Source organism: Syntrophomonas curvata, from assembly GCF_052976825.1.
On record NZ_CM129641.1, the window covers coordinates 3,074,429 to 3,094,164 of the forward strand.

Here is a 19,736-nt window from a genome sequence, read left to right on the forward strand (position 1 = left end):
CTTAAAACAGTAGTTTTACAGCAAGCAGCAAAAGAATTATACCACCCGCCGCCTGAGCATAACTGCCTGCCAGACGGCTGAAAGCGCGCCCGCCCCAGAATCCCATGAGAGTCATGGTGGCGGCAACGCTGCCCATAATAATCGCCGTTACCGCCACCGGCATTTTAAAGGTACCCAAACTGAATCCTACTGTCAAGGCGTCTATGCTTACTGATATTCCCATCAGCAGTATACTGCCCCAATCTTCCCGGGAGGGCTCTTTTTCCTGCTTTAATAACTCTTTGCCTTCCTTAAGGGTATATCTCCGGGGCCTGGCCTCACGATAGCCTTTGATTATAAAATCAAGGCCTATGTAAGCCAGAATTACTGCCCCCAGGCGGGAAGCCCATATCCCCAGAAATTTACCGGCTGCCAGGCCAAGACTAAGTCCCAGCAAGGGCATCAGGATATGTAGAATTCCTACCGTTAGGGCAAATTTCAGCCCATAACTGCGGGATAGTCCCCTAAGGCCCAAACCCAGGGAAAGGGAAAAAGCATCCAAACCAAGCACCACCGCCACCAAGGCTATGGTTACAAACTGTTCCATCTTTATGCTCCCCGTAACATTATAAATTCAACTGCAAATAATATGAGCAGCAGACGCAGACCAGTTAACGACGATATAAAAAGAATTTACGAAGTCAAAACTGTTTCCCGCTTGCCCGTCTGATCCGATCGAACAGGGTCGGGTTTACCTGATGTAAATCCTCCGGCAAGGGAGAGAACAACAGAATCTCGATTCCTGCCTGTTCGGCTTGGCGTAGAATAGCATAGAGGTTGCTGCTGTTCTGGTTCAGGCTTAACTGGTAAACTGCAACGGACTTGTTAATTATATGCTGGTGTCCGGTGTGACTTGAAACAATGGCAAATTTCTTTTTATGCTGCCGGCAGTATTCCTGCCGCTTAATAAAATCTTCGTGGTCATCACAGATGAGTATCTCGTAAGTCGTCTGATAATGGGGAAGCCTATCGCTGTCATTCCCGGTCGTTTCCAGCCTGTCCCCCAGCAACTGCTGCAAGTCTTCCAGAGGAAGCCCTCCCAGGCGCAATACCTTATACCTTTCCGTACTCAGATCAAGCAGGGTCGACTCCAGACCGATTCCGGTGCTGCCGGCATCCAGAACTGCCGCTATTTTGCCGTCCAAATCAGCTTTAACATGCTCAGCGCTAAGAGGACTGGGACGGCCCGAGAGATTGGCACTGGGAGCTGCCACCGGCCCGGCCTCATCAATAAGAGCCAGGGCCACCGGATGAGCCGGCATGCGTAACCCCACGGTATTTCTCCCTCCCCGGACTATGTCAGGTACCTTATTCCGAGCCGGCAGAATTATGGATAACGGTCCGGGCCAGAATTTGTCCATCAGCAAACGCGCGGTATCCGGTATTGCTTCCACCAGACCCTCCAGTTGGGCAATTTTGCTTATATGCACCAGCAGAGGATTCCGAGCCGGCCTGCCTTTGGCCGTAAAGATGCCGGCAACCGCCTGGCTGGAGTTAGCCAGTGCTCCCAGCCCATAAACGGTTTCGGTAGGAAACGCTACCAGTTTCTGCTCCCTTAACAGCTCGGCGGCTTTTTTAATAACTTCCGGATCAGGGTTTTGGGGATTTACTCTCCAATATGCGGTATTCACTTTATATCCGCCCCTTTCTGGCCTGGATAAGCCGGTCACGCCCGGCCAGGTCAGGAATCAGCTGTGCTTCTTCCATACCCTGCACCATCTGCAAAGCCTGCCGCCCCTGTTTACAGCCGATTTCAAAGATGATATAGGCCCCCTCTTTCATAATTAAAGGAGCCTGAGCCAGAAGACGGCGATAAATATCCAAACCATCGCCCGAAGCCAGCAGCGCCAGAACAGGTTCATAGTCCTTTACGCCCGGCTCCAGGCTCTGGTATTCCTCTGCCGTAATATAAGGCAGATTGGCGACAACAAGGTCAAAATAGTTGCCTTTATCTAAAAAGGGAGAGAGCAGATCTCCCTCCCGAAATTCAACCTCCACTTCCAGCCGGACAGCATTAGCCCGTGCCGTTTCCAGTGCCGCCGACGATATATCAACGGCATATACCCTTGCCCGGGGCAAGTAATAAGCCAAACTTACAGCTATGGCCCCCGAACCTGTGCCTATATCGCAAATTGAACAGGTTTTGCCCTGAAACAGCCCTATGGCCCGCTCCACTATCAATTCACTTTCCGGTCGGGGGATCAGAACGGCCGGATTAACCATGAATTCCAGGGACATGAACTCTCTGCTTCCGGTAATATAAGCTGACGGTTCATTCTTGCTTCTTCTTTTTATAAATTCCTTGAAAAGGCTCCTCTCTTCCTGGTTTACCGGAGCATCATAATTGGTATACAAATAGACCCGGCTTTTCCCCAGAACCCGGGCCAGTAGTATTTCCGCCTCCAGGCGGGCATCCTTTATATCCTTGTCTCTAAAGTAATCCGTAGTCCACTTAAGCAATTCTTTTATAGTCCAATTCTGCACCCTTAATCCACCTGTTTTAAACGCTCCGCCTGATCATTGGCTACCAAAGCGTCAATGATTTCATGCAGTTGCCCTTCAAGAATTAAGTCCAGCTTGTGCAGAGTAAGGTTGATGCGGTGGTCACTGACCCGACCCTGGGGGAAATTGTAGGTGCGGATGCGTTCGCTGCGGTCACCGCTGCCTACCTGATTTTTACGGGTACCTGCCATCTCGGCGCTGAGCTCAGCTTCCATAATTTCTTTTAGCCGGGCTCTCAGTACCCTCAGGGCTTTGGCTTTGTTTTTATGCTGGGATTTTTCATCCTGGCAGGTTACCACCAGGCCGGTAGGAATATGGGTAATACGTACGGCCGACTGGGTGGTATTAACCGACTGTCCACCAGGGCCGCTGGAGCAATAGACATCTACCCTGATTTCATTGGGGTCTATTTCCACCTCCACCTCTTCGGCCTCCGGCAGTACCGCCACCGTTGCTGCCGAGGTGTGAATCCTGCCGCCTGATTCGGTGCTGGGAACCCTTTGTACCCGATGAACACCGGACTCGTATTTCAGTTTGCTGTACGCACCGTGCCCGTCCACCACGAATATAATCTCCTTGATGCCGCCAATATCAGTATAGTGAGAATCCATGATATCTATTTTCCAGCCCTGCAGTTCAGCATAACGGGTATACATACGAAACAGGTCGCCGGCGAAAAGGGCCGCTTCCTCCCCACCGGTGCCGGCCCTGATTTCCATAATAACGCTCTTTTCATCATTAGGGTCGCGAGGCAGCAGCAAAACTCTTAATTCATGTTCGGCACGCTCTTTCCTGGTTTGCAGAGACTCCATTTCCTCTTGGAGCATCTCTTCAAAATCGGCTTCATGGTCTTCCCGCAGCATTTCCTGAGCGTCATTAATCTGCTCAACCAAGGATTTATATTCCCGGTATAGGGATACAATTTCACTGAGGTCCGAATGAGCTTTGGCATATTTTTGAAATTTGCTCTGATCAGATATTACTTCTGGCTTGCTTAATTGTTCGGTTAATTCGTCATATTTTTCTTCAAGGCTTGCCAGCTTGTGCAGCATCCGTCATACCTCCTCCACTAATTGGCGCCGGTCAGGCTTAAATCCTGTTCGCCGGAACCTTCATCCTTATCCCCGGGGATAACTGCCCTTAAAGCCATAAGGGCTACTTCCAATTGACTGTCGTCAGGCTCCCGGGTGGTCAGCTTCTGCAAGAAGAGCCCCGGAGCAATCAAAATCCGCGCCCAACGGTTTTGATAATATTTTCCGCTGAATTTCAGAAACTCATAACCCAAACCTGCCACCACGGGTAAAACTGCTATCCTCGACCACACCCGATAAAAAAGACTGCCTTCACCCAGTAGAGCAAAAACCAGTATGGAAATCACCAGAACAATGAGAATAAAACTGGTACCGCAGCGCGGATGCAGGGTGGAATGTTTGCGGGCGTTTTCTACCGTAAGCTCCCCACCGGCTTCATAAGTAAAGATTGACTTATGCTCGGCGCCATGGAACATGAATACCCGGTCGATTTCCTGCATGCGGCCAATAACCCATACATAAGCCAGAAAAAAAATAATCCTTATAATACCCTCAATAATATTCTGGGTAAGAACGCCGCCCAGAAAACGGCTGCTAAAATGTACAATGGCAGTAGGTAAAACTACAAACAGCAATATCGCCAGGGCAAAGGCCAGCAGTCCCGTAACCAGCATTTCACCGCCGGAAAGTTCCTCTTCGTCCTCATCCAGAGACATGTTAGCCGACTTATTAAGAATGCGAATGCCGACTACCATTGAGTCAATCAATACATAAGTCCCCCGCAGGAAAGGCCATTTTAAAAATGGGTAGCGTGCAGGTAGGTCAGATACTACTTCTTCCTCCAGCTCGATACTGCCATCAGCCTTGCGAACCGCCACCGCTATCTTTTCCGGCCCCCGCATCATTACGCCTTCTATGACAGCCATACCGCCATATTGGACCTTATCGCTCATTTATACCACCTTAATGCAAATTTAATACCACAAAAATCAAGTCTTTAAACCACAGATTATTAAAGCCTCGCTTAAAAAAATAGCAGAGTCAATGCCCTGCTATCACTTACTTCAACCCGTATTTTTTCTTGAACTTGTCGACTCTCCCGGTGGTATCGACTAATCTGCTCTTGTTTCCTGTATAGAAGGGATGACACTTGGAGCAAATCTCTACTTTTATATTCTCCTTGGTAGACCCAACCTCGAACTCGTTGCCACAGGCACACCTGGCTGTGGTCATACGATACTGGGGATGTATTTTTTCCTTCACTTGCTGTTTTCACCTCACTTATCATGGTTAGATAACTGATAGATTTACAGATAGCCCATTAAAAACTGCAAAGAAGATTATATCAATAAAAATGATAAAACACAAGAAAATTCATGTTAACCTGTCGTTAATCAGTGATAATGTCATGGTATAACTCTTCAGGGAAAATGTCATCCCCCAGAAAAGATATAATGGGAGGATGAAATTAGAAATGAGCAAACAAGAAGCAAGAAAAATAACTATCATCGAAGAACTGTTGGCAGGCCGGTTTACAAATAAGCAGGCTGCAGAGCTTTTAGACCTCAGTGTAAGACAAGTACAGCGGATGAAAGCGGAGGCATCCGCAAATGGGGTTATAAGTATTTTGCATAAGAATAGAGGACGGAAACCGGCTAATGCATTGGATCCTGAAGTTGCTGAAAAAATCTGCCGAATTTATCAAACGGAGTTGTCCGGATATAATTTTTGTCATGCTACCGATGTGCTTGCTGAAGATAAAGATATTTTTGTTTCGGTAAGCACTGTCTCAAGGTATCTTAGGGCCAGTGGTATTCGCTCTCCAAAGGCCAAGCGCAGACCCAAGAAACATCGTTCCAGAAATGCCCGGGAGCGCGAGGGTGAAATGATTCAGATGGATGCTTCCAGCTTTGATTGGCTTGGCAATGGTTCCTACTTGCACCTGCACGGTGCGGTTGACGATGCCACTGGTCGTATCCTGGCTCTTCATTTCGAAAAGGAAGAAACCTTTGAAGGTTATTGTGAACTGATGTTTCAGATGAATCAGAATGGGCACCTGCCAAGAGAAATCTACACTGATGGCAGAACCGTTTTTGTTTATAACAGCAAAAAGAAAAAGGAATTAACCCTTGAAGAAGAATTGGCCGGCAAAGTGGAAAAGCAGACTAACTTTGCCAGAGCCCTTAAAGAACTCAACATCCTGTTAATCATTGCCCGGTCTGCTCAGGCTAAAGGTGGTATTGAAAGGCTCTGGGAGACTTTACAGGACCGTTTGGCGAAAGATATGCAGCGTAAAGGAATTTCTTCTATCGAACAGGCTAATGATTTCCTAAAGCATTATATTCCCTACTACAACCGTAAATTCGCCGTCCAGGCTGCCAGCCCGGAAAAGGCCTATTTGCCTAAGCAAGATATGTCTGCATTGCAGTTGATTTTTGCCAAGCATGTAACAAGAAAAATCGATTCAGGGCTTTCCTTTTCCTTTGAGAACCATAAATACCGTCTGCCTGCCAAGGTGGAAAATATAAAAGTCCCTGCATCCCCTCATGATACGATTACTGTAGCAACCAGTAAGCATATCGGAATGCAGGTCCTTTACAAAGGCCTCGTTATTAAACCCGAATTGCTCAAAACTCAGCCCAAGGAAAGTATAGTACAAATACCTCAGCAGGACAATTCCTTGAATAGCCTGCCGGCTCAGCCCAAAATCAAGCCAAAGAACAAATCACCTTGGTTCGCATATAGTGAAATCTTCTATTCTAAGAGCCGCAGCAGGGATGACATTTCTGCTGCTGAGTTATCTAGGTAAAGGGGTGACATTTTCCCTGACCATTGACAGAAAATTCATGTTAACCGTCCTTGCCCTGAAGCCTCGTGATCTATAACGCCCGGGATGATCCCGGGTCCCGGCCAAGCGCACGGAATCGCGGCTTCCACGCTATCTGGCATAGCGGTAATGGCCCGCTATTGGGCTGGGCCAGTTTTGCAGAACATTGGCTTCACTGGCCCGGGGGCCGCCGTTGTGTATTACCAGCGGCACTCCGCTTTTAAGACGCTGATCGGAAATAATACCGATATGTTCATAAGGCGGAGCAAAGATAACTATATCTCCCGGCTGCCATTGTTTAAGGTTTTTCACGTCTCTTTCCACTACCTCGACGGTAAGCTCCTGACCATAAAGCTTAAAAAATATCTGCTGGTTTTTTACCCGGCGAAAATCTATCTGGGGATCAGGTTTTTTGCCGGTAGCACCATAAGCTTCAGGATTGTTCCTGATGTCTTCGTCCAGCATGGCCTTGAAATCATAGCCCGCCGTCTTAAAGGCCCGCCAGATTACATCGGTACAGGCCCCCTTCCCTTCGGGCGGGTAGCCTTCTGCATAGAAAGACGCATCATAACGGGTCCCCTGCTCCACTTCCTGCCGGGCCCCGTTTACAAGGTCCAGAGCATCAGGAATCTTATTATTGTTCTGATCCTGGTCACTGATTAAGAGTGGCACTTCGCAGGCGGGACCAGCATCAATCGGCCCTAAAGATGGCAGGAAACCAACCTGATTGGGAAACAGCTTCTGATAAACTGCTATCACCAGCAGCAAGACTATAATACCCACGATGAATTGCTTTAAGTCTAATTTTTTCATTATATTCCCTCTAATATAACAGCTGCGTATGCATATAAAGGGGCCGTTATTTCTCCCTGGTTCCCTGCCGTCCAAAACCCGGGCCGAATTTTATCGCATGCAGTTCCCCTCCGCTGGCCCAGTTATCCCGGGGGTATTCGTCAATTATAATTGTCACCCACTCCGCTTCAACCTCCAGAATTCTGGCCGCTTCTCTGGTTAAAGCGGCAGCCAGCTCCTGCTTGGTTTCCTGACTTCGGCCGACGGCCATTTTCACATTTATGACCGGCATGCACTATTCTCCTTCTTTGTCGCCCTGATAGCGGTAGGTGAAAAAGTTCTGGCCGAAGAAGCTGTCATAATTGGTAAAAAACTCATCATCACCGCTATTTTCATTTATTTTGTTTTTAAAAACAAACAGCTTGGCATCCAGATTATCCATCATATAAAGAACGAATGCCTCCGGGAACAGGGGAAGTACCGGCGAACCAAATTCCAGACTGCCGTGGTGGCTTAAAATCATATGCTTTAACATCCATTCCAATTTGTCGGGAAAAAGCAATCCGTCTGCACGCATGTCCTTGATCTGGGAGGTAATAAGTTCACTGCCCATGACAATATGCCCCAGAAGCCTCCCTTCAGTGGAGTATTCGGGTACCACCTTCATCTCATACTCTTTCAGCTTACCGATATCATGCAGAAGGGCTCCGGTAACCAGCAGATCCCGATTCAGTTCCGGGTAGTTTTCCGCGATTCCGGCGCAGAGCTGTGCCACCGCCAAGGTATGCTCCAACAGGCCGCCGCAATAATTGTGGTGGATTTTCTTGGCCGCCGGGGCCTTAAAAAAGGTATTTTGCACCTGCGGATTAAAAATGCGCCGGAGGAGCCCCTGCAAATGAGGGTCGGTGACCGAATTCAGAGTACCGGTAAAATTGGCCGTCATTGTCCCGGCATCGATTTCCGGCCTTTTTACATAATCGAAAGGGTCGTCTTCCAATATTTTTATGCGCCGGGCGGTAACCTGTAAACGGTTGTTGTATAAGCCCACATCCGCCAGCAGCCCAATCACTACCCCGCTTTCAATCTCACCGGTAACCTTGCAGTTATCCCATACCACCGCGTCAACCTCTCCCGAAGCGTCACCCAGCTTGAGGTTGATGATGTCACGGCCGTCTTTTATTTTGCGCTGGGTTTTTTCCACTATTAAAAACTTGCCCCAGAACTGGGTGCCGGTAGAAAGATTTTTTAATTCCTTGATTGTGAAAGGTCCCTTTTTATCCAAAACTCTCCTCGACTCCTTTATATTAATAAGCACCACCCGGCTAACGCAAGGGGTGACTGTATGACCCAATCTTTAAACCAGGTAACTCTTTCTGCAGCAGATTGATAAAACCAACGATACCTATCCCCGGTTCTCCGGGAAATTTGCTTTCCAAATAATCCGGATCAATATTCAGGTTACGCAGCTGCACCATATCTATGCCGTTTCCCTCCAGAAAATAAAGCAGGCTTTCAATTTCTTCTTCCCGGTCGGTAAAACCGGGAAAGACCAAGAGGTTAAGGGAGACCTTTACCCCTTTATCTTTAGCATAACGAATGGAATTCTCCACGTCTTTAAAAAGATAGCTCAAGGGACGGTGATAAGCTATATAGTTCGGTTCATGGCAGGAGAACATGGTCACCCGCATAGCCTCCAGACCGGCGCTGCACATCTGTTTGATGCCTTCACTGTAACCGGCATTGGTGTTTATGTTTATAGTTCCTGCGGGAGTAGCCTGACGCATCATCCTGATCGCCTGCGACAGGTTTTTGGCATTAAGGGATGGCTCGCCTTCGCATCCCTGGCCGAAACTTATTATGGCTTCTCGGGCATGAGTGAGGTGTTCGATGCCAATTGCGGCTATCTCGTTGACCTCAGGAATAAAATTCAGCCGCTGCTGGGGAGAGGCGGTTTTAAGATGGCTCTCCGATATACAGCCTATACAGTTGGCATTGCACCGGGGCATAGTTGGTATTCCACCCTCCCAGCGCCGATAAAAGATATTCTGGGCAGTGAAGCAGCCATATTCCAGGGAGCAGCGGGCCAGCTGCCTCAAGATTCTGTTTTCCGGGTATTTTTTTAACATGCGCTCGATTTTGCCCGGCAATCCCTCGGTGTTGTAGTTTGCCGGATGCCATTTACGATGGGCATCGCTTTGTACTGCCGCCACATAGATTTTATCCTCCTTGAGCCCGACCGCAGCATATCCCAACAGGGGGAGAGCAGTATCCTGCTCTCGGTTGACACAGGCGGGCATTAGAGTGCGGGTAAATCCCTGGGGCAATAAAGCAGCTACCGCCTGTATTTTACCTTCGCTGCCCGGAGCCCATTCAAAAGAGGTCAGTTGCTCGCCGGCATCAAGCCCCACCGGTATACAGCCGGGAACGCTGACCAGCGAAGCTCCCCGGGGCAGAGGTATCATTTCATTGTTCTCCGGCACCACCCAACCCGAGCCGCTCCGGCCCAAGAGCCCTATACCCGGATACTCCAGTACCTCTCCCTGCTTATTGGCAAAAAGCGTTAGAAACAAATCTAAAACCGTCCTTTACGGGAAAATCAACATCCTGCCTATTCATATCAATGCTTGGTTCCTATTATTATAGACTATCTCAATTCCGGACATAAAAAAAGCCCCCTGATTTTCAAGGAGCTTTTAGGCAGCCTTAGCGCAGGTAAGCCAGCGGGTCATAACGCTCACTGTCCCGCCTGATTTCAAAATGCAGGTGGGGGCCGGTACTGCGTCCCGTGTTCCCCACCGAGGCTATGACCTCTCCTCCCCTGACCCGGTCGCCTGATTTTATTTTTATGGTTTGCAGGTGCGCGTATAGAGTCTGCATGCCACCGGTATGGTCAATTATCACCGTGTTGCCATAGAGCCCCATATTACCCGTAAACGATACTACTCCGCCGGCGGAAGCTCTGACCGGGTCACCCAAATCCCCGGCAACGTCCAAACCGTGGTGGAATCCCGAACTGCGCCAGCCATAGGTGGAAGTTATGCTGCCTCTGATGGGCCAGGCAAAGCGTGCCGCTATGCTACGGGAAGGCTGAACCGAACTGGTAGCAACCGCTAAACGCGACGTACCCCGGGGCAAATTGATCTGATCCCCTATCGTAAGGTTACTGGCCTTCTTATCAGGATTTAATTGCTGCAGCTGGTTCAGGCTAATATGGTAATGGCGAGCAATATCCCAGAGAGTTTCGCCTCGACGTATAGTATGAACTCGTCCCTGTCCGGATGGCAGTTTAAGTGTTTGTCCCACTCTCAATACGCTCTTGCTATCCAAATTGTTGCACAGCATCAAAGTTTGCAGGTCAACATGGTAGGATCGGGATATGTTCCACAGGTTATCACCCGCGCGTACGCAGTAGCTCTGATATAGGCCGCCTGCAGCCTGTCCTATCCCTGCTTTACAGGGAATGAAACTGGCCGAGCTTAAAGCGGCAATTACCGGACTACAAGCCATACACCACAGAAAGGTACATAAAACCAGTGAATCTATCCACTTTTTATTCACTTATTTCACCTCTTTTCGCGAGTACCCTCGCTGCTTCTATATTCTTGACCAGAAAAGAGGTGTTTATTCAGGTTTATGGTCTAATAAGCATTGCGGGCATATTCTTTCTTGCCGAAAACCAGGGGGGCGGCGCGCAAGAGATCCTTGTTGGATTTGCTCTTTTTCATGGTATCAACCATCATCTGCATGGTTTCCACCGGAGTATAATCACTGAAGGTATTGCGCAAGTTCCAGGTTAATTCCATCTCTTCCCGATTAAGGAGCAACTCTTCTTTACGGGTGCCGGAACGTTTCAAATCAATGGCGGGAAAGATTCGTCTCTCAGCCAGTTTGCGATCCAAAACCAGTTCCATATTACCGCGTCCCTTAAACTCTTCAAATATTACTTCATCCATCCGGGAACCGGTTTCCACCAGTGCGGTAGCTATAATAGTAAGGCTCCCGCCCTCTTCAATATTGCGGGCTGCTCCGAAAAATCTTTTGGGCTTATCCAGCGAAGCCGGGTCAATACCACCGGAAAGGGTTCTGCCACTAGGGGGCACCACCAGGTTATGGGCCCGAGCCATACGGGTAACGCTATCCATAAGTATTACTACGTCCTTCTTGTGTTCCACCAGGCGTTTGGCCCTTTCCAGAACCATATCAGTAACCTTTACGTGATTCTCCGGCGGTTCGTCAAAGGTTGACGCTACCACTTCCGCCCGGGTGGATCTCTGCATATCGGTTACTTCCTCCGGTCTTTCATCAACCAATAGAATGATAACATCCATTTCCGGGTGGTTGGCCGTAATGCCCTGGGCGATCTTTTGCAGGAGGATGGTTTTGCCCGCTTTTGGGGGCGCAACAATGAGCCCGCGCTGACCCTTGCCTATAGGAGCAACCAAATCTATTATCCGGGTTGACAGTTCCTGGGAAGATGTCTCCAAGGTCAAGCGCTCCCGCGGATAAAGGGGAGTAAGGGCGTCAAAATGAATCCTCTTAACCGAATCCTCAGGCGGGAAACCATTAACACTCTGCACCTTTAACAGGGCAAAAAACCGCTCATTATCCTTGGGGGATCTCACTTGCCCCCCTACCCGGTCTCCGGTACGCAATTCGAACTTTCTGATCTGGGAAGGAGAAACATAGATATCGTCCTGACTGGGAAGATAGGCAAAGGGTCGCAAAAAACCGTAGCCATCCGGCATAATCTCCAGCACCCCCTGAGCCTCCAGCAGTTCGTCCGATTGGGTCAGAGCCTTGGTTATTTCAAAAACCAGCTCTTTTTTGCGTAATTTGGAATAGCCGCTCAGATTAAGATCCCGGGCAAGCTGGTAAAGCTCCAGCATGGTTTTATTGTCTAATTCCGATATGTTCAAGAACTTCCTCCTTTCTAAATGTATAAATAATGCTTCCTAAAGAAACATAGATTCCTAATTCCAGGCATGAATTTTAGGCTAGCAGAAAAACCTATTATTGATTTGACCGGAAATGAATTAAACTGCAGGCAGGCATTTTGCCATACGAAGGCTTTATGGCAGGAAAACGAAGCAGTTCTCCTACTATATAATTACACTTCTATAACTTATTATACCAGCAAAAAAAGCTGTTTAATCCCTTATTTAATTTAATCCAGGGTAAATTTTATCCGTTCATCTTTAAAAAGCGGTTTTTTATCCAGGTTATGCGTGGCTTCGATATGCCTTACCGTCCCTGATTTGCTTCTCATAATCAAGGTTTGGGTGATAGCCCGTCTTTTATGATACCTTACCCCTCTAAGTAAAAACGAATCAGTTATACCGGTAGCAGCAAAGATAACATCATCAGACCTGGCCAGTTCATCAATCGTAAATATCTTGTTAACATCGCTGATGCCCATTTGGTGGCAGCGCCGAATCTCATCCGGAGCTTCCTTTCCCTCCGGGTAAAGACGGGCCTGGAAATCCCCGCCCAAACATTTGAGCGCAGCTGCGGTAATAACCCCTTCCGGAGCTCCGCCTATACCCATCAGAATATCAACCCCCGAATTATCATAAGCAGCAGCAACCGCAGGTGAAACATCACCGTCGGTTATCAGTTTAATCCGGGCCCCGGCACTTCTGACCTGGCCGATAATTTCCTGATGACGGGGACGGTCCAGAATAACTACGGTTACTTCACTCATAAGTTTATTTAGAGCCCGGGCTACCTCGCGCAGGTTCTCCTTCACACTGGCTTCCAGATAAACCCTCCCCTTGCACTCCGGACCAACCGCGATTTTCTCCATATACATATCGGGAGCATGCAGCAGACTGCCCCGGGGAGCGGCAGCCAGAACGGCAATAGCCCCGGTAAGACCTTTGGCTACGATATTGGTTCCTTCCAAGGGATCAACCGCAATATCCACCTCGGGAGGAACCCCGATACCTACCTTCTCCCCGATATAGAGCATGGGAGCTTCATCCATCTCCCCTTCTCCAATAACTACCACCCCATCTACCGAAACCGTATCAAACATAACCCTCATAGCAGTTACGGCAGCATCATCGGCAGCAATTTTGTCTCCTCTTCCTACCCAGCTGGCAGCAGCAAGAGCAGCAGCCTCAGTTACTCTTGCAAATTCAAGAGCTAATTCTCTCTCCACGACCAAACCCTCCTATTAATTCTCCTAAAACGCCTGCTTCCAATCGTGTAGAAACTTCTCTATTCCTGCATCGGTAAGAGGATGTTTAACCATCTGCTTAATGATTGTATAAGGAATGGTAGCGATATGGGAGCCCATTTTGGCGGATTCAACTACATGCACAGGGTGTCTTATACTGGCAGCAATAATCTCGGTATCGAGCAGATACTGGTCAAAAATAGTAATGATATCATTTAAAACCGTCATGCCATCATTGCCCGTATCATCTACCCTACCAACAAAAGGGCTGACATAACTGGCTCCGGCCCGGGCCGCCAGTAAAGCCTGGTTGGCCGAAAATACCAGGGTGGCATTAGTGGCTATACCTCTTTGGAAAAAAGTGCTGATGGCCTTTAACCCGTCACTGGTAAGAGGTATTTTTATCACCACATTAGGGTGAATGGCAGCCAATTCCTCACCTTCCCGGAGCATGGAGTCGTAATCCAATCCAATAACTTCAGCACTTACAGGGCCGTCAACTATAGAACATATTTCTTGGACGACCTCTTTGTAATCGCGCTTTTCTTTGGCAACCAGACTAGGATTAGTAGTAACCCCGGAGAGAAACCCCAAGGCATGGATTTCTCTTATCTCGTTAATATTAGCCGAATCAATAAAAATACGCAATACTTCTTCCTCCTTGTTGCCCCTGCATCCCTAAACTTTAGTCGATTCTAAGGTTATTATGCCTTGCCGGCGCTGCCAAAAATCCTTATTTTTTCCCTGATTATTGCAACTGCCGCTTCCCGGGCGGGCCCCAGAATTTTGCGGGGATCTATCTCGTCGGGCTTTTCGGCCATAACCCGGCGCATTTCCCCTACAAAAGCCTCCCGAATATTGGTATCGATATTTACCTTGCGAATGCCTAATTCTATAGCCCGGCGTATCGATTGATCAGGAACGCCGGAAGAACCATGCAAAACAATGGGAATTCTGACCAGCGCTTTAATCTTACGCAGGCGTTCAAAATCCAGTTTAGGTTCTCCCTTATACTGACCATGGGCAGTACCGATGGCAATAGCTAAGCTGTCTACTCCGGTCTGTTCCGCAAAGTACCTGGCTTCTTCGGGATCAGTATACAGGGCCTCCTTTTCACTGACCTGGACATTATCTTCGGTACCGCCGATTTTACCCAGTTCGGCTTCCACCGATACTCCAATCGGCCGCGACATATCCAAAACCTTTTTGGTCATAGCAATATTTTCTTCCAGCGGCAGCTTGGAACCATCATACATTACGGAGGTAAATCCACTGCGAATGCATTTTACCACCTGGTCAAAATCCGTCCCGTGATCCAGGTGCAATGCCACCGGAACCGATGCTGAAACAGCTGCCAGCCTTACCATTTCCGTAATAAAATTAAGGCCGGCATAGGCAATCGCACCCTGACTGGCTTGCATGATGACCGGAGAATTTTCCTTTTCCGCAGCCTGTACAATCGCCTGTACAATTTCCATATTATTGGCGTTAAAAGCGCCTACCGCATAGCCCCCTTGCTCAGCTTTAAGCAAGAGTTCGTTAACTGAAACCAATGCCATTTATATATCACCTCTTGTAATTTGTTCATGAAACCTTTTCTTTGGCCATCTGGTTAACCACATCACGCAGATTCATTATATCAAAAGGTTTGGTTATACATCTTTTGACCCCAACATCCAGGGCTTCTTTGACCACATCCATTTCACCATAAGCAGTCATCATAATAATGTCAAGCTCACCATACCGGTCAAGGATCAGGCGGGAAGCCTCCAGGCCATTCATATTAGGCATTTTCATATCCATCAGAATTATGTCAGGCAAGAACTCATCCACTTTTTCCACCGCCTCCCTCCCGTCAGTCGCTACCTGAACCTCCCAATTATCCTTCTTAAAAAGCTCCTCCAACAAGCGCCGTACTCCCTTTTGATCATCTACGATTAAAATCTTCTTCATGGTTTCTACCTCCCCGGCAATTATCTACCATTTATTTCTACACCTGTTATAAATATCCTCTATGCAATCGGAATTTTTGCCCTCTTTCTCAAGGGTTCTTCACAGGTACCAGAAGTGCTGATAAAAAACCTCAGATACCGGGGGTGAATCTGTGTTCAATGCCAAGTGTAGCGGGAAAGGCGGTTCGGGAGCGGTCAGCTCGGTATTAACGGTTCTTTGCAACCCCAATAGCGCGTGAAGGGTGCTTCATTGTCCCCACGCCAGGGATTGTGCCTGTAGGTCAAACAGGCTGGTATACATAGCATCCCCAACCACCAGAATTTATCACAACACTTCCGGAATGGTATTATACTGACTACAACCAAAAATGCAGGCGAAAACCAGCTTATATCCATACAGTGCATATCTTAAGCCTGCTGCCAGACCATATCAGCTATCCCCCTCCACTATGTACGCTGTACGCTCGTCGTCTTCAATTTTACAGGCTTCTCCATCTTTCACATATACGCGGTTCGGGCTTCTTGCCAGCAATGTTTTATGCACAGGAACCTCTACTTCATCCCCAATCTTAACTGTAGCCTGCAGGGGAATCTCCACCAGGGCCATCTGCATAAAGACCTTTCCTCTTATCGGGCAGGAATACCCGTTAATTTTGGCCTGCAGGGCAAAACGGGGGAGATTAAAATAAGCCAGACATTTTTTAGCCACAATTTTAACCAAATCCAGCAGGCTGGTGGGACGATTAGCCACTTGCAGCGCCAATCCGTGATTGAACCCTACCGGAATAACTGCGACCTTGGTCTCCCGGCGCAGACGGGCGGTGCGGGCATAGCCCAGATAGCTGCCTGCAGGTAGGGTCCTTAAGGAAATAACCCGGGTTTTAAATTTAAAAGGGTCAATCAAGTCTATTGGGGCATTAAACTTGCCCGCCGGAATTTCTCCCGAAAGCAGGGTTCCTATACGGACTGCATCCAAATGCATCTGGGGATATTTCAAAAAAACGGCGCTATTGGCACAGTGGCAGACCGGTATTTTTAAGCCGGCTTGGTTGATTTCATCAATCATAGCGGTAAAATGCCGGAATTGTTTACAGGTATAGGAAGCATTCCCGGAAGCAGCTTCTGCCATATGAGTATATATACCTTCTATGTATATGCAGGGATTATCTTTTAATGTTGAGCAGACTTCCAGCAATTCCTCCCGATTCATGCCAAAACGCCCCAAGCCAGTATCAGCCTTGAGATGTACTGTGGCTTTCACATTCATGCGTCGGCTGACTTGATCCAGGAGCTGCCCCTCATAAAGAGAGGTTACGGAAACGGTTATATGTTTGTCCAGAGCAGCAGCCAGCTGTTCTTCACTGGTCAACGGGCTTAACAGCATAATGCTTGCCCTTATACTTGCCTTACGCAGAGCCAGGGCTTCATCCAGAAAGGTTACGGCGAAAAAATCGACCCCGCTCTGATATAGTATCCGCGCGGTCTCCACCGCGCCATGGCCATAGGCGTCCGCCTTTATTACGGCAATCAGCCGCACTGATTCATCCAGCCGGGCTTTAACTTGTTCCAGGTTATGTCTGATGGCATCGATGTCTATTTCCAGCCACCGGTCGCCGGTAATATTTTGCACTGGCTATCCTCCTGCTTTTCTCAGCTTTGAATCCGAGGCCTGGTCAGCTTGAGATATAAAGGCAAAACCCTGGTCCAGAGCCAGTAAAATACCGGTGAATAGACCCGGTCCCATTCCCCCACAAACTCAGTGAATTCACCATTGAAGCCTTTTTTAAAACGGTAAAGTCCGTAAAGGGGATTACTCTCATTCAAATCTCCCGATACACCCCGGAAGTCATACAAGGTACACTTCTTCTGACGAGCCCAGCGGATCATTTCCCATTGAATAAGATAGTTGGGCATAACATTGCGGTATTCATTGCTGGAAGCACCATATAGGTACCAGGCCTTGTCTCCCAGTATCATAGCCAGGGTGGCGGATATAACCTGTCCCTGGTATTCGGCCAGGAAAATCTGAGCATAGCCCGGCTCTACCATATAGTCCCATATCCATTCGTAGTATTCATAACCCCGGATGAGAAACTTATCCCGGGCGGCGGTTTCCTTCAAAACGCGGTAAAAAACCCTTAAGTCTTCTTTGTTTTCGGCCTCTCTTATCGCGACCCCTTTGCGGCCGGCTAATTTTATATTATATCTCCATTTGGAATGCATATTCTGCAGAAGGTTTAGTTCCGATGGCGAAATGTCCAGCCGGAACACAAATGCCGGCTGAACTCCTTCAAAATCCAACCCGGTTTCATTCTTTCTAAAGGAACATTTATGCAAAATATCAGCAAAAACCCGGTTTTTTACCGGTACATCCGGGTCAATTTTCAGGAAGATGGCTTTATGCTTTTGCGCCACCCGGCTGGCTCCCTCAAACAGAGCCCGGCATATTTCTTCACTCTCCACATCGGCTACCGGCCCCCGGGGGGCATAGAATATAGACTTCTTTAATAGCGGCAGCGGCAGGTGCCGCTTTAATATAAGCAAAGCCGCCCTGATTTCTCCGTCTTCTTCCAATACCAGGGGAAGAGGTTCCCAACCCATCCCTCTTTTGACTTCACCCCATTCCCAGAGCTGAGAAAAGTGCCCTTTGGCATGCGCGGCGATAAAGTCATTAAATCGAGCCTTCTCTTTTATATCGATAATTCTGGTAGTAAACATTAAGAATCTCCTTCAAGCAAGAATTATTAAACCCAACTTATTTTACTATATTAATATTACTATTTTACCGCACCCATGGAGAATAAAATCATGGGGTGAAAAACTAATTGCTGGTTTTGTTACTGCTGGCTGAAATAACTGTCAAAATTTTTAGATTTTATTTTTCCAAAAAAGGAAAACCAAGTTTTTGTGCGAATATTCTAATATATACTAGGAATGTAAAAATTGCCTAGGGTGGAAGGGGCATATCTGGTAGTGTTGTTGTAGAGTTATAAAAATTTATAGGGGGGTTTATATCTTGAGCACATTTTTAGAGGAGTACAAACGAAAATTAATTACGGTTGAACAAGCAGCAAAGCTGATCCAATCCAATGACATCATTGAATATGGTATGTTTGCCACCAAACCAGTCGATTTCGATGTAGCTCTTTCCAAAAGGGCTGGGGAGCCGGGTCTGGAAAATGTGTCCATCCGCGGTACCGGTTCGGTATTGCCTGTTCCTCAGGTTATTCAGGGCGATACGGAACAAAAGTCTTTCCAGTATTTCAATTGGTTCTTCACCGCTATTGACCGCAAGGCTTGCGACTTCGGTCTGGCCTGCCATAATCCCTTTAATTACCACGAAGCGACTATACTGGCCTATAATCGTGATTTTTATGATCTCTGGCCCGATGTCTGGGTAGCCCAAGTAACACCGATGGATAAACATGGCTGTTTCAACTTTGGCCTGGGGAACTCCCATAACCGCGGGGTTGCTCTAGGAAGCAAGCGTCTGGCAATTGTCGAAGTAAATGAAAAAATGCCTCGTTGTCTGGGAGGTAATGATGAGTATGTTCATATCAGCGAGATTGACTACATAGTTGAAGGAACCAATACCCCGATATTCGCCACTCCACCTTCTGCCGCCCCCACCCCCGAAGAAACCAAAATCGCCGGTTTTATCATGGAGCAGATTCCCAATGGGGCCTGTATCCAGTTAGGGATTGGGGCTATGCCAAATCTGCTTGGCACCATGCTGGCTGATTCCGACCTCAAGGACCTGGGTGTACAGAGCGAGATGTTCTGCGATGCCTATGTAAAGATGTATGAAAAGGGCAAAATAACCAATGCCAAAAAGGCCTACGATATTAATAAGAGTACTTATTCCTTCTGCCTGGGTACTCAGGAGACTTATGATTTCCTGGATGATAACCCGCTATGTGCTTCCTGCACAGTCAACTACACTAATAACCCCAATGCAATCTCCATGCACGACAACTTTATTTCCATCAACAATATCCTGGAGGTTGACCTTCTAACCCAGGTTTGCTCCGAGAGTTCCGGGCTGAGACAGATTTCGGGAACCGGCGGGCAATTAGACTTCGTAATCGGTGCTTTCCATTCCCAAGGCGGCAAGGCGTTCCTGGCGTTCTCTTCCACCTACCAGGATAAAGAAGGCAAAATCCATTCCCGCATTCGCCCCCTGCTGACTCCCGGCGCTGCCGTAACTGTACCCCGTACTGTGGTTCAATACCTGGTAACCGAGTATGGTGCAGTAAACCTGAAAGCGCTCTCCATCTGGGGTAAGGCGGAAGCCGTTATCAGCATTGCCCACCCCGACTTCCGGGATGAATTGATTAAAGAAGCGAAAGAAATGAAGATCTGGTCAAAAACCAACCGTATTCCTTTTTAAGCGCAAAAAAGCCCCCGGTGGCGGG

At 48.0% G+C, this 19,736-nt stretch carries 20 protein-coding genes; 2 read left to right on the plus strand and 18 right to left on the minus strand.

Features of this window, described 5'->3' with window-relative positions; genetic code table 11:
* Nucleotide 1: 1 nt before the first annotated feature.
* From ACU70B_RS14265 to rpmE, 6 genes are all read right to left on the minus strand, one after another.
* Nucleotides 2–586: a manganese efflux pump MntP gene (locus ACU70B_RS14265; RefSeq protein ID WP_447184179.1), complete on the minus strand. Its 585-nt coding sequence runs from the start codon at nucleotides 584–586 to the stop codon at nucleotides 2–4.
* Between the two features lie 94 nt (nucleotides 587–680).
* A complete protein-coding gene (locus ACU70B_RS14270) occupies nucleotides 681–1,670 on the minus strand; it encodes an L-threonylcarbamoyladenylate synthase (protein WP_447184180.1) in 990 nt (329 codons plus the stop codon).
* A gap of 1 nt (nucleotide 1,671) precedes the next feature.
* A complete protein-coding gene (gene prmC / locus ACU70B_RS14275) occupies nucleotides 1,672–2,523 on the minus strand; it encodes a peptide chain release factor N(5)-glutamine methyltransferase (protein ID WP_447184181.1) in 852 nt (283 codons plus the stop codon).
* A gap of 2 nt (nucleotides 2,524–2,525) precedes the next feature.
* Entirely contained in the window at nucleotides 2,526–3,593 is a 1,068-nt protein-coding gene (prfA, locus tag ACU70B_RS14280) for a peptide chain release factor 1 (RefSeq protein WP_447184182.1), read from the minus strand.
* A gap of 17 nt (nucleotides 3,594–3,610) precedes the next feature.
* Nucleotides 3,611–4,525: a DUF1385 domain-containing protein gene (locus ACU70B_RS14285; RefSeq protein ID WP_447184183.1), complete on the minus strand. Its 915-nt coding sequence runs from the start codon at nucleotides 4,523–4,525 to the stop codon at nucleotides 3,611–3,613.
* Between the two features lie 106 nt (nucleotides 4,526–4,631).
* Nucleotides 4,632–4,835 (minus strand): 50S ribosomal protein L31, encoded by a 204-nt coding sequence (gene rpmE, locus ACU70B_RS14290; protein ID WP_447184184.1) that lies wholly within the window; start codon nucleotides 4,833–4,835, stop codon nucleotides 4,632–4,634.
* Nucleotides 4,836–5,046: 211 nt separating this feature from the next.
* On the opposite strand from rpmE, the gene ACU70B_RS14295 reads away from it, so the two are divergent.
* On the plus strand, nucleotides 5,047–6,381 hold the full coding sequence (locus ACU70B_RS14295) for an ISNCY family transposase (protein ID WP_447183053.1): 1,335 nt from the start codon (nucleotides 5,047–5,049) through the stop codon (nucleotides 6,379–6,381).
* 129 nt (nucleotides 6,382–6,510) lie between these two features.
* On the opposite strand, the gene ACU70B_RS14300 is transcribed toward ACU70B_RS14295, so the two are convergent.
* From ACU70B_RS14300 to ACU70B_RS14355, 12 genes are all read right to left on the minus strand, one after another.
* A complete protein-coding gene (locus ACU70B_RS14300) occupies nucleotides 6,511–7,212 on the minus strand; it encodes a DUF1287 domain-containing protein (RefSeq protein ID WP_447184185.1) in 702 nt (233 codons plus the stop codon).
* A 46-nt stretch (nucleotides 7,213–7,258) separates the two neighbouring features.
* On the minus strand, nucleotides 7,259–7,483 hold the full coding sequence (locus ACU70B_RS14305) for a tautomerase family protein (RefSeq protein WP_447184186.1): 225 nt from the start codon (nucleotides 7,481–7,483) through the stop codon (nucleotides 7,259–7,261).
* 3 nt (nucleotides 7,484–7,486) lie between these two features.
* The gene (locus ACU70B_RS14310; RefSeq protein WP_447184187.1) at nucleotides 7,487–8,473 is read right to left on the minus strand and encodes a 3'-5' exoribonuclease YhaM family protein; all 987 of its coding nucleotides are present in this window, start codon (nucleotides 8,471–8,473) and stop codon (nucleotides 7,487–7,489) included.
* A 40-nt stretch (nucleotides 8,474–8,513) separates the two neighbouring features.
* Nucleotides 8,514–9,761 carry a radical SAM family protein gene (locus ACU70B_RS14315; protein WP_447184188.1) on the minus strand — a complete coding sequence of 416 codons (1,248 nt, stop codon included), beginning with the start codon at nucleotides 9,759–9,761 and terminating at the stop codon, nucleotides 8,514–8,516.
* Between the two features lie 133 nt (nucleotides 9,762–9,894).
* On the minus strand, nucleotides 9,895–10,749 hold the full coding sequence (locus tag ACU70B_RS14320; RefSeq protein WP_447184189.1) for a LysM peptidoglycan-binding domain-containing M23 family metallopeptidase: 855 nt from the start codon (nucleotides 10,747–10,749) through the stop codon (nucleotides 9,895–9,897).
* An 80-nt stretch (nucleotides 10,750–10,829) separates the two neighbouring features.
* Nucleotides 10,830–12,107: a transcription termination factor Rho gene (gene rho, locus ACU70B_RS14325; RefSeq protein WP_447184190.1), complete on the minus strand. Its 1,278-nt coding sequence runs from the start codon at nucleotides 12,105–12,107 to the stop codon at nucleotides 10,830–10,832.
* A 248-nt stretch (nucleotides 12,108–12,355) separates the two neighbouring features.
* The gene (gene glpX / locus ACU70B_RS14330; protein WP_447184191.1) at nucleotides 12,356–13,351 is read right to left on the minus strand and encodes a class II fructose-bisphosphatase; all 996 of its coding nucleotides are present in this window, start codon (nucleotides 13,349–13,351) and stop codon (nucleotides 12,356–12,358) included.
* Between the two features lie 24 nt (nucleotides 13,352–13,375).
* On the minus strand, nucleotides 13,376–14,017 hold the full coding sequence (gene fsa / locus ACU70B_RS14335) for a fructose-6-phosphate aldolase (protein WP_447184192.1): 642 nt from the start codon (nucleotides 14,015–14,017) through the stop codon (nucleotides 13,376–13,378).
* Between the two features lie 56 nt (nucleotides 14,018–14,073).
* Entirely contained in the window at nucleotides 14,074–14,928 is an 855-nt protein-coding gene (locus ACU70B_RS14340; protein WP_447184193.1) for a class II fructose-1,6-bisphosphate aldolase, read from the minus strand.
* 25 nt (nucleotides 14,929–14,953) lie between these two features.
* On the minus strand, nucleotides 14,954–15,322 hold the full coding sequence (locus ACU70B_RS14345) for a response regulator (protein WP_447184194.1): 369 nt from the start codon (nucleotides 15,320–15,322) through the stop codon (nucleotides 14,954–14,956).
* Between the two features lie 429 nt (nucleotides 15,323–15,751).
* Nucleotides 15,752–16,951 carry an alanine racemase gene (gene alr / locus ACU70B_RS14350; protein ID WP_447184195.1) on the minus strand — a complete coding sequence of 400 codons (1,200 nt, stop codon included), beginning with the start codon at nucleotides 16,949–16,951 and terminating at the stop codon, nucleotides 15,752–15,754.
* A gap of 20 nt (nucleotides 16,952–16,971) precedes the next feature.
* On the minus strand, nucleotides 16,972–18,039 hold the full coding sequence (locus tag ACU70B_RS14355) for a lipid II:glycine glycyltransferase FemX (protein ID WP_447184196.1): 1,068 nt from the start codon (nucleotides 18,037–18,039) through the stop codon (nucleotides 16,972–16,974).
* A 298-nt stretch (nucleotides 18,040–18,337) separates the two neighbouring features.
* On the opposite strand from ACU70B_RS14355, the gene ACU70B_RS14360 reads away from it, so the two are divergent.
* Nucleotides 18,338–19,711 carry an acetyl-CoA hydrolase/transferase family protein gene (locus tag ACU70B_RS14360; RefSeq protein ID WP_447184197.1) on the plus strand — a complete coding sequence of 458 codons (1,374 nt, stop codon included), beginning with the start codon at nucleotides 18,338–18,340 and terminating at the stop codon, nucleotides 19,709–19,711.
* The last annotated feature ends 25 nt before the right edge of the window (nucleotides 19,712–19,736 follow it).

Bases quoted from the DNA above. Each gene is read 5' to 3' on its own strand.
- ACU70B_RS14340 (WP_447184193.1), bottom strand. From the start codon at position 14,928: ATGGCATTGGTTTCAGTTAACGAACTCTTGCTTAAAGCTGAGCAAGGG.
- ACU70B_RS14285 (WP_447184183.1), bottom strand. From the start codon at position 4,525: ATGAGCGATAAGGTCCAATATGGCGGTATGGCTGTCATAGAAGGCGTA.
- ACU70B_RS14305 (WP_447184186.1), bottom strand. From the start codon at position 7,483: ATGCCGGTCATAAATGTGAAAATGGCCGTCGGCCGAAGTCAGGAAACC.
- ACU70B_RS14300 (WP_447184185.1), bottom strand. From the start codon at position 7,212: ATGAAAAAATTAGACTTAAAGCAATTCATCGTGGGTATTATAGTCTTG.
- ACU70B_RS14355 (WP_447184196.1), bottom strand. From the start codon at position 18,039: ATGTTTACTACCAGAATTATCGATATAAAAGAGAAGGCTCGATTTAAT.
- prfA (WP_447184182.1), bottom strand. From the start codon at position 3,593: ATGCTGCACAAGCTGGCAAGCCTTGAAGAAAAATATGACGAATTAACC.
- ACU70B_RS14265 (WP_447184179.1), bottom strand. From the start codon at position 586: ATGGAACAGTTTGTAACCATAGCCTTGGTGGCGGTGGTGCTTGGTTTG.
- ACU70B_RS14295 (WP_447183053.1), top strand. From the start codon at position 5,047: ATGAGCAAACAAGAAGCAAGAAAAATAACTATCATCGAAGAACTGTTG.
- ACU70B_RS14345 (WP_447184194.1), bottom strand. From the start codon at position 15,322: ATGAAGAAGATTTTAATCGTAGATGATCAAAAGGGAGTACGGCGCTTG.